We start from the raw sequence: 14,489 nt of genomic DNA on the forward strand, positions 1-14,489 counted from the left end.
GGCTTCGTCCTCTCCCGCAAAGGAGCAGAACGATGAGATCTTTCGCCACTATCGCCGCTGTCGCCGCCCTGATGGCCGGCTGCGCCACCGTCGCAGACACCCGGGCGGTTCCCGGCTTCGACCCGGCCGCCACGACCTTCACCGGCTGGGTGCGGGTCACGGGCGGGGAGTTCCAGCTGTTCGCCGACCAGCGCCAGCTGCGCGACGCCTTCGCCCGGCCCTGCGTCTCCGGCGCCCTGCCGCAGAACGCCCAGGACGCCGCGCGTGATCTGAACGGATCCCAGGTCCAGTTCACCGGCCGGGCCCTGGCCTGGGCCGACAAGGGCGATCGCACGACGATCAACCACGAGGGCAGTCTGATCACCAACGCCTGCCGCTCGGACTATGTAATCGCGGCGTCGGCCGTGCGGGTGTTGCGCTGACCTCCTTGTCCTCCCCGTCGCTTCGCGATGGGGAGGTGGCGCGACGCCTCCTGGCGGCGTGACGGAGGGGGCGACTCCGTCGGCAAAACCGTGGAGGCGTCTGATATCGCCTCGCCCCCTCCGTCCCTCCGCTGCGCTACGGGCCACCTCCCCATTCGCGAAGAGCGAACGGGGAGGACAAGCGTTGCGAATCCACATTGACCGCTTGAGCCGTGGGCGCTGCTGGGGGACAAGACCGTCCATGCGAATCCTCCTGACGAACGACGACGGTATCGACGCCGAGGGGCTGGTCGCGCTGGAAAAGATCGCGCGGACCCTGTCGGACGACGTCTGGACCGTGGCGCCGGCGGTGGAGCAGTCGGGCAAGGGCAGGGGGATCACCCTGACCGAGCCGCTGCGGGTCAACCGTCTGGGCGAGCGGCGGTTCGCGGTGACGGGGACCCCGACCGACTGTGTGGTGCTGGCGTTCGGCGACCTGATGCCCGGGCGGCCCGATCTGGTGCTGTCGGGGGTCAATCGCGGGCACAATGTGGGCGAGGACTGCTCCTATTCCGGGACGGTGGCGGGGGCATTGCAGGGGATGGCCTTCGGGGTGCGATCGATCGCCCTGAGCCAGTCGCTGGAGCGGTTCCACGATGATGTGACCGTCCACTGGGAGACCGCCGAGACCTATGCCCCGCCGATCATCAGCCGGCTTCTGACCCAGGACTGGGAGCCGGGGGTGGTGATGAACCTGAACTTCCCCGCCCGGCCGCCGGAAGCGGTCACCGAGGTCGAGGTGACGGTCCAGGGGTTCCGCCAGATCGGCGAGATGCATGCGGTGAAACGCACTGATCTGCGCGGGCGCGACTATTACTGGATGTCGTTCCGCGGCGAGAAACAGGACCACGCGCCCGGAACCGACCTTCGCGCCATGGACGAGGGCAAGATCTCGGTCACCCCCCTGCATATCGACCTGACCCACCGGCCCAGCGTCCATGACCTGAAGAAGGTGCTGGGCGGGGCGCCGCCGAAGGCGGTGTTGGCGTGAGGTCGATGCTTTCATTCCTCCCCCAAGCGAAGCGCGGGGGGAGGGGGACCGTCGGAACGACGGTGGAGGGGGCTGTTCGCGCACCGTGTCTGCGGTTGGCCCCCTGCACCACTTGGTGGTCCCCTCCTCCGACGGGGGAGGATTTCTGACGTGAACCTGCACGACGACCGGGCCGGGCGGCTGATCCTGTCGCTGCGACAGCAGGGGGTCACGGACCCGCGCGTGCTGGCGGCGATGGAATCGATCGACCGGGCGGTCTTCGTGCACGAGCGGTTCCTCGATCAGGCGTGGGAGGATCAGGCCCTGCCGATCGAATGCGCCCAGACCATCAGCCAGCCCTATATCGTCGGCCTGATGACCCAGGCCCTGGACGTCCAGCCGCGCCACCGGGTGCTGGAGATCGGCACGGGCAGCGGATACCAGTGCGCGGTGCTGTCGCGGCTGGCCCGCTATGTCTATTCGGTCGAACGCTATCGCAGCCTGCTGGTCGAGGCCGAGGCCCGGCTGCGGCTGCTGGAGATCGACAATGTCATCACCCAGCATTCCGATGGGGGGCTGGGCTGGCCGAAACAGGCGCCGTTCGACCGGATCATGGTCACAGCCGCGTCTCCCGGAGAACCGACCGAACTGCTGAAGCAGCTGAAGCCGGGCGGGGTTCTGGTCTGCCCGGTGGGCCGCACCTCGGTGCAGATGCTGCACCGCTACACCGGCCAGCCGGACGGCAGTTTCCGCCGTGAAAGCCTGTGCGAGGTCCGCTTCGTGCCGCTGGTCGAGGGCACGGCCCGGGAGGCGTGAGCCGGCCTCGCCCCCTGACATCTCCGTCGTTAACCGGATTTCGGGTTGGCTTGGCCGGGCGGAGCGGGCAAACCGGACCCGTGGGGGGCGAACGGGGCAGAGGAGAATGCGCGTGGCGGGATATGCAGTTCGAGGCCTTCTGATTGCGGGCGCGGCCCTGATGGCGGCGGCCTGTTCGTCCTATCCGACCGAGCCGCGCTATTCGACCCGCGCCGACGGGGTATCGCCCCAGCCCTGGGCGCCGCCGCCGGCCCCGATCACGCCTCCGCCGCCTGTGGAGGCGCCGCCGCCCCTGACCGCGCCGATCGGCAGCATCGAGGGCGGGGCCCTGACCTCGCCCGTCACACCCGGACCGGCGGCCCCGGCGCCCGGCCCCGCACCGGCGCCCGTCCCCCGGCCGACGACACCCCCGGTCGCAGCCGGCGCCGCCTATGTGATCCAGCCCGGAGATACGATCTCGGGCGTCGGACGCCGGTTCCGGACGTCCGTGCAGACCCTGATCGACCTCAACGCCCTGGGGCCCCAGGGGACGATCCGTGCGGGACAGTCGATCCTGCTGCCCGCCGCCGCCGTCGACGTCGGGCCCGATCCCTATGCCACAGGACCGGCGCCGGTCGGGGTGACGGTCGGCGGGGCGGGGACGCCGCCGCCGCCTCCGGCCCCGCCGCGACCGACGGCGCCTGTGCCGGTTCCCGCCCCGACGCCGCAGCCTCGCACCCTGCCGCCGGCTCCGGCGCCGCAGGCTCCGGCTCCAAGGCCCGCAACGCCCCCTGCGCCTGCGCCCGCACCTGCCGCGCCTATCGCCGGATCGCCCGGGTTCCAGTGGCCCGTCCGGGGCGAGGTGGTGAGGCGTTTCGGCCCGGTCGGCCTGGGCGAACGCAATAACGGAATCAATATCGGCGCCGCAGGCGGCGCTCCCGTCATGGCTTCGGCCACCGGGCGGGTCGCCTATGTCGGAGATGCCCTGCCGGGACAGGGGCTGACGGTCCTGATCATGCACCGCGACGGATGGCGGACCGTCTATGGTCATCTGGGCTCGGCCACGGTGGATGACGGCGATGACGTCCGGGCGGGTCAGCAGATCGGCACGGTCGGTCTGACGGCCGGGGATGGTCGTCCGTCGATCCATTTCGAGACCCGCCGCATGCAGGGCGACACCCCGACGGCGATCGATCCCCTGACGCTGTTGCCGCGATAGCGCTTTCGCCGCGTTGCAAATCGGGACGACCGGCCCTAGGTTCCGCGCCTTGTTTTCAAAGGGCGCCTGACGGGGCTCGCCCGCATCCTGGAATACTGAACTATGCCTGCATCTGCTGACGGCGGCGTCATGGGACTGGTCACGACCTTCCTGCCCTTCATCGCCATTTTCGTCCTGTTCTACTTCCTGATGATCCGGCCCCAGCAGAAGGCCGCCAAGGCGCACCGGGCCCTGATCGACGGCGTCAAGCGCGGCGACACCATCGTCCTGTCGTCGGGCATGATCGGCAAGGTGACGCGGGTCGAGGATGCGGAAGTGAACGTCGAGATCGCCCCGAGCGTGAACGTGCGGGTCGTCAAGTCTACCATCGCCGAGGTGCGCAACCGCACCGCCATCGCCGCCAACGACTCCAAGGGCTGATCCCCTCACGGGATCGGTCGTCACGGACCCTGCATCATGATTCAGCTGTCGCGCTGGAAGATCGTCGTTCTGGCCCTGTCGCTCGTGTTCGGGCTGCTGTTCGCCTATCCGAACCTGCTCTCGCAGGAGACGCGCGCGCGGCTGCCCGGCTGGGTGCCCAGCACGGGGCTGAATCTGGGCCTCGACCTGCAAGGCGGATCGTATCTGCTGCTGGAAGTCGATGTGGCGGCCATGCGGGCCAAGCGGCTGGACAATCTGACCGAGGACGTGCGGGTGACCCTGCGCGAGGCCCGGATCAACACCAGCGGCTTGCAGCGTGAACCCACCGGCGTGCTCGTCACCCTGGCCGAACCGGGGCGTCAGGACGCGGCGTTCGAGGCGCTGAGGCTTCTGGCCGGGGGTCCGAACCAGCAGGGCGTACAGGAACGTCAGGCCTCGCGGGTCGGCAATGACCGGGTGCGCTTTGGCTTCACCCAGGCGTCGCTGGACAGTATGGGCGTGACGGCGGTGGATCAGTCGATCGAGGTTGTTCGACGCCGTATCGACAGTCTGGGGACGCGCGAACCGTCGATCACCCGCCAGGGCGCCGACCGGATCGTGGTCCAGGCGCCGGGCGAGAGCGATCCGGCCCAGCTGGAGCGGGTGATCGGCCAGACCGCCCAACTGACCTTCCAGATGGTCGAGTCCGATCCGCAGCTGCTGCAACTGGCGTTGCAGGGCAGCGTCCCCCCCGATTCCGAACTGATGCTGGACGCCGACGGCGCAACACCCCTGCTGATCAAGAAGCGGGTGCTGGTGTCGGGTGAACAACTGACCCGCGCCACGGTCGACTCCGACGAGAACGGCCGTCCGGCCATCGGCTTCCGCTTCGACGGCCTGGGCGCCCGCCGCTTCGCCGAGGCGACCTCCGCCGAAAACATCGGCAAACGATTCGCCATTATCCTGGACGGCAAGGTGATCTCGGCGCCGAACATCATCGGCACCATTCCCAGCGGGCAGGGCCAGATCACCGGCGGCTTCTCGATCCAGAGCGCCTCCGAGATGGTCAATCTGCTGAACGGCGGCGCCCTGCCGGCTCCGCTGAAGGTCGAGGAACGCCGGGTGGTGACGGCCGAACTGGGCGCCGACGCTGTGGCCGCAGGCGCCCTGTCGACGGCCATCGGCTTCGCGATCATCGTGGTCTTCATGATCCTGGCCTATGGCTTCCTGTTCGGCGGGGTGTCGGTGATCGGGCTGTTGCTGAATGGCCTGCTGATCATCGCCGCCATGTCAATGACCGGCGCCGCCCTGACCCTGCCCGGCATCGCCGGACTGGTGCTGACCTTCGCTGTGGCGGTGGACGCCAATGTGCTGATCTATGAACGGATGCGCGACGAGGCGCGGGCCGGGCGATCCGTGATCGCCTCGATGGACGCCGGCTTCAACAAGGCCATGGGCACGATCATCGACGCCAACCTGACCACCCTGGTGGCGGCGGGCATCATGTTCGCCTTCGGCGCCGGACCGGTGCGCGGCTTTGCCTGGACCCTGACCATCGGGGTGTTCACCTCGGTGCTGTCCTCGGTGCTGGTCGCCCAGGTTCTGCTCGGCTGGTGGCTGAAGGTCGCCAAACCCAGGGTGCTGCCGATTGCGGATACGCCCGCCGCCGGAAAATCGGCCGCCAGACAACCGGCCAAGGGGTAATGACGATGCATGGTTGGCCCCTGATCAAACTGCTGCCGCAGAAGACGAATTTTCACTTCGTCAAATACGCCCGCGTCGCTGCCGCCCTGTCGGTGGTGCTGTGCCTGGCCTCGATTATCGGCTGTTTCATCCCCGGCCTGAACATGGGCATCGACTTCCGGGGCGGCGCCTCGATGGAGGTGTCCAAGGCGGCCGGACAAAGGATCGATCAGGAGGCCGTGCGCGGCGCGGTGAACGGTCTGGGCCTCGGCGATGTCGGGGTCCAGGGCATCGCCCGCCGCGACAACAATGTGCAGGACGGATCGACCCTGATCGTCCGCTTCCAGGTTCCGGAGGGGCAGGACCAGACCCAGGTCGTCCGGCAGGTCGAGAGCGCCATTGATCGCGCTACGGGTCAGGTGACCTATTCCGGCGTCAGCGTCGTGGGGTCAAAGGTGTCCGGCGAGCTGTTCAGCTCGGGTCTGACGGCGCTGGGCGTGGCCGTGGCCCTGATGTTCCTCTACATCTGGTTCCGGTTCGAGCCCCAGTTCGGCTTCGGGGCCGTGATCGGCCTGCTGCACGACGTCATCCTGACCTTCGGCCTGATCGTGCTGTTCCGGCTGGAGTTCAGCCTCAACATGGTGGCCGCCATCCTGACCGTCATCGGCTATTCGATGAACGACACGGTGGTGGTGTTCGACCGGCTTCGTGAGAACCTGCGAAAGTACAAGACCATGCCGCTGCGCGACGTGATCGACCTGTCGCTGAACGAGACCCTGTCGCGGACAATCATCACGGGCGTCACCGCCGTCATGGTGCTGGCCGCTCTCGCCCTGTTCGGCGGCGAAGCCCTGTTCGGCTTCTCTATCGCCCTGATGTTCGGCATCATCATCGGCACCTATTCCTCGATCTATGTCGGGGCGCCGATCATCCTGCTTTGGGGCGTCAAGCGCGGCGCGGCTCTCGACGACGATGCAAAGCCGATCAAGCTGGGCATGGCCAGCCGGCCGTAGGTCTCGACGATGTCCGGACGCGTGCGAGGCCAGGCCCTCGGTTGGGTCGCGTTCGGACTTCTGGTCCTCGGCGAGCTGATCCAGCTGGTCGCCATCCTGTGGGGCGGCGCCGTCTATCCGGGATATGATCCCCTGAGACAGCACATCAGCGAACTCGGCGCGACGGGCGCGGTCACGGGACAGGCGGTCAGCTGGTGGGGCTTCGTGCCGGGCGGCCTGCTGATGACCGGCTTCTGCCTGATCGCGGCCTGGCTGCTGCGCCGGAGCGTGCTGGCGATCATCGCCTGCCTGCTGCTGGGCTGGTACGCGATCACCCTGTCGGCGGCCGGCGTCTATCCGTGTGAGTTCGAGTGCGCGCGCGACGTGGTCACCCCCAACTCCATGATGCACGATCTGTATGGCGGGACAGGATATCTGGCCGGAATCATCGGTCTTGGCCTGATGGGCCTCTGGGCGCGATCTCGCGCGACGCCCTGGCTGGCGCCCCTGAGCGCCGTCTGTGTTGTGGTCTGTAGCGTCGGCTTCGGGGCGATTATCGCTGACGTCGAGTTCGGCGGCCTGTTGCAGCGGGGGCTGGAGGGGGCGCTGGCCGTCTTCCTTCTGGCGTTTGGTTGGGCGCTGGCGACAGGGAGGCTGTCTGCGGCGGCCGTCCGGGCATGAGCGGCCCCGACCTCGACGCCCAGGTCCGCGCCGCCGACCTTGATCGCTGGCTGTCCAGCCGGTTCGTGGCCGATGAGCGGGCACGCGCGGACCTGATCGCCCTCTATGCCTTCGAGGCCGAGTTGATGGCCATACCGACGCGGGTCACCCAGCCCATGCTGGCCGAGATGCGCTATGTCTGGTGGTCCGAACAGCTGGACGGCGTCTTCGCCGGCATTGCCCGCAAGGGTCATCCGGTGCTGGAGGCCCTGACGGATGTCGTCTCGCGTCATGGTCTGGACCGGGCGCCGCTCAACGGGCTGATCGAGGCCCATATCGGCCGGGTGCATGGCGAACCCCACGATCTGGACGGCTTCTATGTCGGGCCGATGCAGGCCGCTGTCCGGCTGCTGACCGGTCCGGGACATGAGGCGCGGATCACAGCCGCCGGTCGGATGCGCGGACTGGCTCAGGTCGGCCGGGTCGAGGAGGCCCGGGCGTTGAGGGGAGAGGCCAACCGGGCGCTGAAGGGCCTGCCGACCGCAGCCTTTCCGGCCGTGGCGCATGCGGCCCTGCTGGACCCGTCGCGGGGCGAGGGCGGCAAGCGGCTCAGACTGGTGCGGGCCAGTCTGACCGGGCGGGTTTAGCGGGGCGCGAACACTCCCTTGATGCAGTCCGGATTTCGCACAGCGATCTGGGTGTGGGTCTTCTCCAGAATGCCAGCGTTCGGATAGATTGATCGACCTTCCTGAAAGATCCCGCGCACCGTATCGATGGCGGGGACGGTGGCCGCCGCCCGGGCAAGATGAAGATAGTTGATGACGGCGCAATCGAGATTTCTGCGTAGGAGATCGCGTCCGCCTGAATTCTCGGGGAGACGATCGCCCGCGATTTTGACCATTCGCACATAGCTGCGATACGCGTCCGCGACGATCTGAACGCCGGATGCAGTCGTGAGGTCCAGACACAGGCCCATGTCGATCACAGCGCCGACGACAGCGACCTCCTCGGTAGTGCCTTCACGTTCGAACTTCTCGCGAACGAACGTGACAGCCCGTTCGGGATCGCTAAGCCAGAAATAGATGCCCTCTCCCAGCCAGTCATACGGGTTCTGACTGAGTGAGAAATTTGCTCCGGCGATGAGTTGATCGGCAACGGAACGGCGGCAGCCATGAAAACCCAGCACAAAATTGGTGCTGAGCCTGTGCAAGGGTCAGGACTTATAGCGAGGCGCTACAGCACCGGTTCGGGTGTGGGTCCCCAGCTTAACCAGCGCCGCGCGGGCGGCCGCAGGATTGCCCGTCACCTTCTTCTCGAACAGTTTGAGGGCTTCACGGGTCGATTTGAGCGTAGGCGCCGACGTATCGTTCATGGGATCCCACCTTCGAATGTCACAAGAATACGCTCAACATGGCAGCCCGCAATCCGATTTCTTCAGGCCAGTCTGACCGGGCGGGTTTGACGTCCGCCATTGCGGAGACGGCCACGGGGGCCCATATCCCCTCTGTCGATCTCTTTGCGTAACGCCACGTTCTTTGCTGCGCGCTTTTGCACCGGGGTCCACAGCCGATCTCATTCAGACCAGACGCGGCGGCCGGGCATTCTCCCGTCGCCTACTCAATGGAGGTCTCGAACATGACGACCGGAACTGTGAAATGGTACAACTCCACCAAGGGCTATGGCTTCATCGCCCCCGATGACGGCGGCAAGGACGTGTTTGTGCACGCCTCGGCCGTTGAAACCTCGGACCTGGGCTCGCTGAACGAAGGTCAGAAGATCTCGTTCGAGGTCGAACGCGACGCCCGTTCGGGCAAGGAATCTGCCGGACGTCTGAAGGCGGCTGAATAGTCCGTCTCCGCACGACCTGCACAGGGGCCGGCGCTGAACAGGCGCCGGCCTTTTTTCTTACCGCTACGCACAGGAGCGCCTCATGAAGCCGCTGGCCGAAATGATCCCGACGATGACCGCCGCCGACCTGGGGGCCCTGCGCCTGAATGCGGAGCGGCTGAGAGACCATGGCTCCCCGACCCAGAAGACCGCCGCCGGCGACATCCTGCCGGTGATCACCGACGAGCTGGCGCGGCGCGCGGCTCTGGAACCGCCCAAGGCCGTGCGCAAGACCCCGGCGCGCAAGAAAAAGGTCGCCGACGTCATGGAGGCCTGACGTCGATCAGGTCTGCGGCCAGGCCGTGATCTCGTCGGGCCAGACCCGGCGGTTGGGCGAGCCCCGATAGACCCAGTCCAGCGTCCGCTGCATTGTGCGCGCGGCGGTGCGGGCGACGGACGGGGCCGGCGCCAGGCCGTGCATCTCGCGCGCCCATCCGGGCAACAGATCGGCTCCCGCCTGCATGACCAGTCCGGCAGCGAAGTCCTCGGCCAGGCCGCCGACCTTCTGACGCATGACCAGGGCGGCGACCTCGGTGGTGCGGGCGTCTGCCCTGAGCTGCGGGCGCATCGACTGGATCAGGGCCTCGGCCGAAGCCCGGTCGCGTGGCACGGGATCGGCGCCGAGGGCCAGGCCGATACGCGCCATCTCGTCGACATAGGCGTCCTGATCCGCCGCGCTCATCGCCGGATCGCCATAGCGGACCCAGGCGTCGAGGAAGCTGGTGATCTCGGTCACATGCACCCACGCCAGCAGGGCCGGGTCGCTCACACGATAGGCAGTTCCATCCGGCAGGGTGCCGCCCAGCTTGTCGTGGATGGACCGCACGCGGGCGATGGCGGCCTCGCCGGCTGAAGCATGGTCGTAGGTCGTGACGGCGATGAACTTGGCCGTGCGGCGCAGGCGGCCATGCATGTCGGCGCGGAAGTCGGAATGGTCCCATACGCCCGCCAGCACCGCGGGATGGAGCATCTGCAGCAACAGGCCCGAGACGCCGCCGATCATCATGGTGACGATGTCGCCATTGACCCGCCAGGCGACGGAGTCGGTCGGGAACAGGGCGTCGGCGCGACGGAGCGCCGGGCGCTCGCCACGCTCGTAGTCGTTGAAGATCTCGTTGATCCGTTGCCGGATGGCGCGTTTGACCGGGTGTCCAGACATCGGTCAGGCCGCGTCCCGCCAGGCCTTCAGCGCCGCCAGACCCCGGAGGCTCATGAGCCGCTTCTTGGCGCGGCCGCGGTCCTTGTTGGGGATCTTCCTGCCGTCCTCGTCGACCTTGGGCGCTTCCAGGGGCGGCAGCAGGCCGTAGTTGATGTTCATCGGCTGGAACTTCGAGCCCTCGAGGTGACCGCCGGTGATGTGTTCGACCAGTGCGCCCATGGCGGTCTCGGGCGGGGGCGGGGCCAGGTCGCGGCCCAGAGCTTGCGCGGCGGCGAGGCGGCCGGTCAGCAGGCCCATGGCCGCGCTTTCGACATAGCCTTCGACCCCGGTCACCTGGCCGGCGAAGCGCAGGCGGGGCATGGCCTTGAGCCGCAACTGCTTGTCCAGCAACTGGGGACTGTTCAGATAGGTGTTGCGGTGCAGGCCGCCCAGGCGCGCGAACTGGGCGTTCTGGAGGCCGGGGATCATGCGGAAGACCTCGGCCTGAACGCCGTGCTTCAGCTTGGTCTGGAAACCGACCATGTTGAACAGGGTGCCCAGGGCGTTGTCCTGACGCAGCTGGACGATGGCGTAGGCCTTGACCAGGGGATCGCGCGGATTGGTCAGGCCGACCGGCTTCATCGGGCCGTGGCGCAGGGTCTCGCGGCCGCGTTCGGCCATGACCTCGATCGGCAGGCAGCCGTCGAAATAGGGGACGTGCTCCCAGTCCTTGAACTCGGCCTTGGGGCCGTTCAGCAGGGCGTCGATGAAGGCCTCGTACTGGGGCTTGTCCATCGGGCAGTTGACGTAGGCGGCGGCGTCTCCGCCCGGGCCTTCCTTGTCATAGCGCGACTGCCGCCAGGCGATGTCGAAGTCGATGCTGTCGGCGTGGACGATGGGGGCGATGGCGTCGAAGAAGCTGAGGCTTTCCTCGCCCGTCGCCTTCAGGATGGCCTCGGCCAGGGCGGGCGAGGTCAGGGGGCCGGTGGCGACGATGACATTGTCCCAGTCCTCAGGCGGCAGGCCGGCGATCTCTTCGCGCACGATGGTGATCAGCGGGTGGGCCGCCAGTTTCGCCGTCACCGCGGCGGAGAAGGCGTCGCGGTCCACCGCCAGGGCGCCGCCCGCCGGCACCTGGTTGACGTCGCCGCAGGCCATGATGATCGAGTCCAGCGCCCGCATCTCGGCGTGCAGCAGGCCGACGGCGTTGTATTCCCAATCGTCCGACCGGAAGGAGTTGGAGCAGACCAGCTCGGCCAGCCCATCGGTGTGGTGGGCGTCGGTCCGGACGCCGGGCACGCCGCGCATTTCGTGCAGGATGACGGGGACGCCGGCGCGGGCGACCTGCCAGGCCGCTTCGGAGCCGGCGAGGCCGCCGCCGATGATGTGGACGGGGGTAGGGGCGTTGGACGTATCGTTCATGGGCGGCTTCTAGCGGGTGGAAGGCCGGGCGTCAGCCATCGTTACGCGCCGACAGGCGACACGCTGAGCCATCGCGCGCTATAGCCGCAGCCATGACCGGAGAATGTATGAGGCAGGCGACGATGCAGGCGCAACAGGGTGGCGGGAAGTCGGGCCAGCTGCCGCTGGCAGACACCTTCTCCGACGCCGTTCGAGCCATGCCGGACATGGTGCGCGGCGCCGGGCCCGTTCTGGCGCTGACGGCCGTGTCGGCACTCTGTTCCAGCCTGTTGACGGGAGGCTTGGCCCTCGCGGCGGGAACGGGCGCGGCCTTCGGAGCCCTGGCGGGTTTCGGCGCGGTCACCCGGATCGGACTGTGGGGGCTGGACGCGGCGCGGGCCAAGGGACTGGGGGCCGGCGGGTTCCAGCTGAGGCCGCTGGAGCTGCGGCTTCTGGGCGCGACCCTGCTGATCACCCTCTTCATGAGCATCATCCTGTCGCTGCTGGGGCTGACGGCTCTGGCCCTGTTCGGAGCCTCGGGTCTTGATGCACAGGCGATCGAGGCGAGGGACTGGGCCCGCGTGGGACCGATCTGGAAACTCATCCTGCTGACAGGGGTGGGTGTGGTCGTTCTGACCACGCCGGTGGTCCTGATGGTGCGGCTCTGCCTCTATGCCCAGGCGACGGCGGTCGGGGGGCGGATGGCGTCGCTCGGCTCCACGGGCGTGACCAATGGGGCGATGGCGCCCCTGCTGGCCGGTCTGGTGCTGTGCGTCGCCCCCACCGCCTTGTGGACCGTGACCTCGCTGGCGGCGGGATGGACAGGGGCGTTGGCAGGGGCAGCCGTCCTGCTGATTCTGCTGCAGACGCCGGTGACGGCTGGATTTCTGGGGGCGGCCTGGCGCAGACTGGGGCGGGAAGAGGGGTAGGGCGATGACGGGGGCGGGGTTTTCGATCGGGGCGGCGCTGACCGCCGGGCTGCGGCTTTCGATGCGGCATCCGATGGCGGTGATCATCTGGAGCGGCGCATTGATGCTGTTGACCGCCGTGGCCATGGCCGTCGTTCTGCCTGTGGTGCTGGCGATTTTTGAAACCCTGCCCGTCGGGGCCGACGAGGGCGCCGCGTCGGACGCCTTCATGAATGCCTCCCTCCAGTTCCAGATGGCGGTGAACGGACTGAACCTCCTGCAGATGGGGCTGAGTCTGGTGATCTGGACCGCCGCCACGCGCGCCGCCTTGAGGATCGGTCGGGCCGACCGATGGTTTTTCATGCGGCTGGGCATGGATGAACTGCGGGTGGCGGTCGTGATGATCGCCATTCTTCTCGGTCTCTATTTCGGCGTCATCATTGTCGCGCTGTTCGGCCTTGCCCTGGGCTTCGCCCTTTACGCGGCAGGGGAGATGGTCGTCGTCGCCGGCGTGTTTGTCTTCGTGCTGGCGGTGCTGATCGCCGTCCTGATCGTCTGGTCGCGGTTGTCCCTGCTGGCGCCCATGTCGGTGATTCTGGGGGACTTCGCCTTCGTTGCGGCGTGGAAGGCGGGCCGTGGGCAGACGCTGCGTCTGGTCGCCCTGAATCTGGCGATCTGGCTCATCCATCTGTTGGCCTATGTGGTTGTCGGCGTGATCACCGCGGGGATTCTGGTCGGTGGATTTTTCGCCTCCGGCTGCGTCTGGCCGGAAGATCCCCGGACTCCCGGAGAGATTGCGGCGGCCTTGAAACCCATGACCGCCTGGATCGTGCTGGCCTTCGTTCCCCTGCATCTGTTCGCCGGATGGGCGATCAGCTTCGTGGCGGGATCCCTGACCAGCGCGGCGCGGCAGTTGGCGGACGGCGCGCCTACATCGGCGCCGGTGGCGGCGTGATCCTGGCGCGCCATCCTGTTCCTGACCGTTCCGGAACAGGGCGAGACGCCTTGAACGCTTCAGGCTAATCAGGCGACAACATCGACAGGCGCACGAGTCGCCGGGAGGTCATCATGAACTTTTCCGCCACGGATCTGGCGTTTGAGGGTTTCCGGGTCGTCCGGCGGGCGCCCTTGACCATTCTGTTCTGGAGCCTGGTCTATATTGTCGCCTTCGGCGCGACCTTCGCCGTGGTGGGGTCCACGCTGGCCAGCCTGATGGCGTCCAGCGAGGCGATGGGAACGGCCGAGCCGAGCTTTGCCGAGCTTGAGGCCCTGGGGCGTTCCTTCGCCTGGCTGATCGGTGTCGCCATGCCGATCATGCTGGTGATGGGGGCGGTGCTGAACGCGGCGGTGGCCCGGGCCGTCTTGCAACCGGCTGACAAGGCCTGGGGCTATCTGAGGCTCGGCGCCGACGAGCTCCGGGTTCTGGCCACGACCCTGATTGTCGGTCTGTTGATGTTCTCCCTGACCATGGCGCTCTATATGGTGCTGGGCGGGGTGGGGTTTGCGGCCTTTTCGACAGGCCAGTCCTGGCTCTGGCTGGTCGTGGTGTTGGGCGGACTGGGCGCTGTCTGTCTGGTCATCTGGCTGGCGGTGCGTCTGTCGCTGGCGACGCCGATCGCCATGGCCGAAAAGCGCATCGCGCCCTTCGCCTCGTTCGCCCTGACAAGGGGCCGGTTCTGGCCCTTGCTGGGCATGGCCCTGCTGGCGGGCGTCATGAGCGTACTGGTCAGCCTTCTGGCCTCGATCGTCGCCCTGCCGGTGACCCTCCCGCTTGGGGGCATGGAGAAGCTGGCGGCCTATGAGGGCCAGGATACGATGACCATCCTGACCCTGGCCTGGCCGATGCTGCTGGGTCTGGCGGTGGTCAATGCGGTGACGACCGCCCTGCAGCTGGCGGTCACCTATGCGCCGTTCACCGCCGCCTATATGGCAATCAAGGGACAGAGGATCGAGGCGTAGGCGATCAGGGGCCGCGT

General features: G+C 67.7%; 18 protein-coding genes. 14 read left to right on the forward strand and 4 right to left on the reverse strand.

The genetic code is table 11. The annotated features are described in order from the left end of the window. The first annotated feature begins 32 nt into the window (after positions 1-32). The 9 genes from ACW17W_RS05960 (at position 33) to ACW17W_RS06000 (ending at position 7,826) form a co-directional block, all read left to right on the forward strand. Positions 33-422, forward strand: a complete 390-nt coding sequence (locus ACW17W_RS05960; RefSeq protein ID WP_492079823.1) for a hypothetical protein — start codon at positions 33-35, stop codon at positions 420-422. Positions 423-663: 241 nt separating this feature from the next. Continuing rightward, on the forward strand, positions 664-1,452 hold the full coding sequence (surE, locus tag ACW17W_RS05965; protein WP_492079824.1) for a 5'/3'-nucleotidase SurE: 789 nt from the start codon (positions 664-666) through the stop codon (positions 1,450-1,452). A gap of 150 nt (positions 1,453-1,602) precedes the next feature. Continuing rightward, positions 1,603-2,247, forward strand: a complete 645-nt coding sequence (locus tag ACW17W_RS05970; protein ID WP_492079825.1) for a protein-L-isoaspartate(D-aspartate) O-methyltransferase — start codon at positions 1,603-1,605, stop codon at positions 2,245-2,247. A 106-nt stretch (positions 2,248-2,353) separates the two neighbouring features. Beyond that, positions 2,354-3,445 carry a peptidoglycan DD-metalloendopeptidase family protein gene (locus tag ACW17W_RS05975; RefSeq protein WP_492079826.1) on the forward strand — a complete coding sequence of 364 codons (1,092 nt, stop codon included), beginning with the start codon at positions 2,354-2,356 and terminating at the stop codon, positions 3,443-3,445. A gap of 102 nt (positions 3,446-3,547) precedes the next feature. Continuing rightward, positions 3,548-3,865: a preprotein translocase subunit YajC gene (gene yajC / locus ACW17W_RS05980; RefSeq protein ID WP_492079827.1), complete on the forward strand. Its 318-nt coding sequence runs from the start codon at positions 3,548-3,550 to the stop codon at positions 3,863-3,865. Between the two features lie 36 nt (positions 3,866-3,901). After that, positions 3,902-5,548 carry a protein translocase subunit SecD gene (gene secD, locus ACW17W_RS05985; protein WP_492079829.1) on the forward strand — a complete coding sequence of 549 codons (1,647 nt, stop codon included), beginning with the start codon at positions 3,902-3,904 and terminating at the stop codon, positions 5,546-5,548. Continuing rightward, positions 5,548-6,540 (forward strand): protein translocase subunit SecF, encoded by a 993-nt coding sequence (secF, locus tag ACW17W_RS05990; RefSeq protein WP_492079830.1) that lies wholly within the window; start codon positions 5,548-5,550, stop codon positions 6,538-6,540. Before secD ends, secF begins: the two co-directional genes overlap by 1 nt. A 9-nt stretch (positions 6,541-6,549) precedes the next feature. Further along, positions 6,550-7,200, forward strand: coding sequence for a DUF998 domain-containing protein (locus tag ACW17W_RS05995; protein WP_492079831.1), 651 nt, complete (start codon positions 6,550-6,552; stop codon positions 7,198-7,200). Further along, positions 7,197-7,826 carry a squalene/phytoene synthase family protein gene (locus tag ACW17W_RS06000; protein WP_492079832.1) on the forward strand — a complete coding sequence of 210 codons (630 nt, stop codon included), beginning with the start codon at positions 7,197-7,199 and terminating at the stop codon, positions 7,824-7,826. Before ACW17W_RS05995 ends, ACW17W_RS06000 begins: the two co-directional genes overlap by 4 nt. On the opposite strand, the gene ACW17W_RS06005 is transcribed toward ACW17W_RS06000, so the two are convergent. Then, positions 7,823-8,389, reverse strand: coding sequence for a hypothetical protein (locus ACW17W_RS06005; RefSeq protein ID WP_492079833.1), 567 nt, complete (start codon positions 8,387-8,389; stop codon positions 7,823-7,825). The genes ACW17W_RS06000 and ACW17W_RS06005 overlap by 4 nt on opposite strands. 3 nt (positions 8,390-8,392) lie before the next feature. Then, the gene (locus ACW17W_RS06010; protein WP_492079834.1) at positions 8,393-8,551 is read right to left on the reverse strand and encodes a hypothetical protein; all 159 of its coding nucleotides are present in this window, start codon (positions 8,549-8,551) and stop codon (positions 8,393-8,395) included. A 263-nt stretch (positions 8,552-8,814) separates the two neighbouring features. Between ACW17W_RS06010 and ACW17W_RS06015 the strand changes: the two genes are divergently transcribed. Then, entirely contained in the window at positions 8,815-9,027 is a 213-nt protein-coding gene (locus ACW17W_RS06015) for a cold-shock protein (RefSeq protein ID WP_492079835.1), read from the forward strand. An 82-nt stretch (positions 9,028-9,109) separates the two neighbouring features. Further along, positions 9,110-9,343 (forward strand): hypothetical protein, encoded by a 234-nt coding sequence (locus tag ACW17W_RS06020; RefSeq protein ID WP_492079836.1) that lies wholly within the window; start codon positions 9,110-9,112, stop codon positions 9,341-9,343. Between the two features lie 6 nt (positions 9,344-9,349). Here ACW17W_RS06020 and ACW17W_RS06025 read toward each other — a convergent pair whose 3' ends face one another. Continuing rightward, positions 9,350-10,225: an oxygenase MpaB family protein gene (locus ACW17W_RS06025; protein ID WP_492079837.1), complete on the reverse strand. Its 876-nt coding sequence runs from the start codon at positions 10,223-10,225 to the stop codon at positions 9,350-9,352. Between the two features lie 3 nt (positions 10,226-10,228). Then, entirely contained in the window at positions 10,229-11,626 is a 1,398-nt protein-coding gene (gene trmFO, locus ACW17W_RS06030; RefSeq protein ID WP_492079838.1) for a methylenetetrahydrofolate--tRNA-(uracil(54)-C(5))-methyltransferase (FADH(2)-oxidizing) TrmFO, read from the reverse strand. 107 nt (positions 11,627-11,733) lie between these two features. On the opposite strand from trmFO, the gene ACW17W_RS06035 reads away from it, so the two are divergent. The 3 genes from ACW17W_RS06035 to ACW17W_RS06045 all read left to right on the forward strand — a co-directional run bounded on the left by ACW17W_RS06035 (position 11,734) and on the right by ACW17W_RS06045 (position 14,472). Then, positions 11,734-12,534 (forward strand): hypothetical protein, encoded by an 801-nt coding sequence (locus tag ACW17W_RS06035; protein ID WP_492079839.1) that lies wholly within the window; start codon positions 11,734-11,736, stop codon positions 12,532-12,534. Positions 12,535-12,538: 4 nt separating this feature from the next. Next, positions 12,539-13,468 (forward strand): hypothetical protein, encoded by a 930-nt coding sequence (locus ACW17W_RS06040; RefSeq protein WP_492079840.1) that lies wholly within the window; start codon positions 12,539-12,541, stop codon positions 13,466-13,468. A 113-nt stretch (positions 13,469-13,581) separates the two neighbouring features. Continuing rightward, on the forward strand, positions 13,582-14,472 hold the full coding sequence (locus ACW17W_RS06045) for a hypothetical protein (protein WP_492079841.1): 891 nt from the start codon (positions 13,582-13,584) through the stop codon (positions 14,470-14,472). Positions 14,473-14,489: the final 17 nt, after the last annotated feature.

It is taken from the genome of Brevundimonas sp. FV1ye29L, assembly GCF_058681095.1.

Coding starts and splice junctions, on each gene's coding strand:
- ACW17W_RS05995 (WP_492079831.1), top strand. CDS start 6,550: ATGTCCGGACGCGTGCGAGGCCAGGCCCTCGGTTGGGTCGCGTTCGGA.
- surE (WP_492079824.1), top strand. CDS start 664: ATGCGAATCCTCCTGACGAACGACGACGGTATCGACGCCGAGGGGCTG.
- ACW17W_RS06010 (WP_492079834.1), bottom strand. CDS start 8,551: ATGAACGATACGTCGGCGCCTACGCTCAAATCGACCCGTGAAGCCCTC.
- ACW17W_RS06035 (WP_492079839.1), top strand. CDS start 11,734: ATGAGGCAGGCGACGATGCAGGCGCAACAGGGTGGCGGGAAGTCGGGC.
- ACW17W_RS06015 (WP_492079835.1), top strand. CDS start 8,815: ATGACGACCGGAACTGTGAAATGGTACAACTCCACCAAGGGCTATGGC.
- secD (WP_492079829.1), top strand. CDS start 3,902: ATGATTCAGCTGTCGCGCTGGAAGATCGTCGTTCTGGCCCTGTCGCTC.
- ACW17W_RS06025 (WP_492079837.1), bottom strand. CDS start 10,225: ATGTCTGGACACCCGGTCAAACGCGCCATCCGGCAACGGATCAACGAG.
- ACW17W_RS05960 (WP_492079823.1), top strand. CDS start 33: ATGAGATCTTTCGCCACTATCGCCGCTGTCGCCGCCCTGATGGCCGGC.
- ACW17W_RS06000 (WP_492079832.1), top strand. CDS start 7,197: ATGAGCGGCCCCGACCTCGACGCCCAGGTCCGCGCCGCCGACCTTGAT.
- trmFO (WP_492079838.1), bottom strand. CDS start 11,626: ATGAACGATACGTCCAACGCCCCTACCCCCGTCCACATCATCGGCGGC.
- ACW17W_RS06045 (WP_492079841.1), top strand. CDS start 13,582: ATGAACTTTTCCGCCACGGATCTGGCGTTTGAGGGTTTCCGGGTCGTC.
- ACW17W_RS05975 (WP_492079826.1), top strand. CDS start 2,354: ATGCGCGTGGCGGGATATGCAGTTCGAGGCCTTCTGATTGCGGGCGCG.
- secF (WP_492079830.1), top strand. CDS start 5,548: ATGACGATGCATGGTTGGCCCCTGATCAAACTGCTGCCGCAGAAGACG.
- ACW17W_RS06040 (WP_492079840.1), top strand. CDS start 12,539: ATGACGGGGGCGGGGTTTTCGATCGGGGCGGCGCTGACCGCCGGGCTG.
- yajC (WP_492079827.1), top strand. CDS start 3,548: ATGCCTGCATCTGCTGACGGCGGCGTCATGGGACTGGTCACGACCTTC.
- ACW17W_RS06020 (WP_492079836.1), top strand. CDS start 9,110: ATGAAGCCGCTGGCCGAAATGATCCCGACGATGACCGCCGCCGACCTG.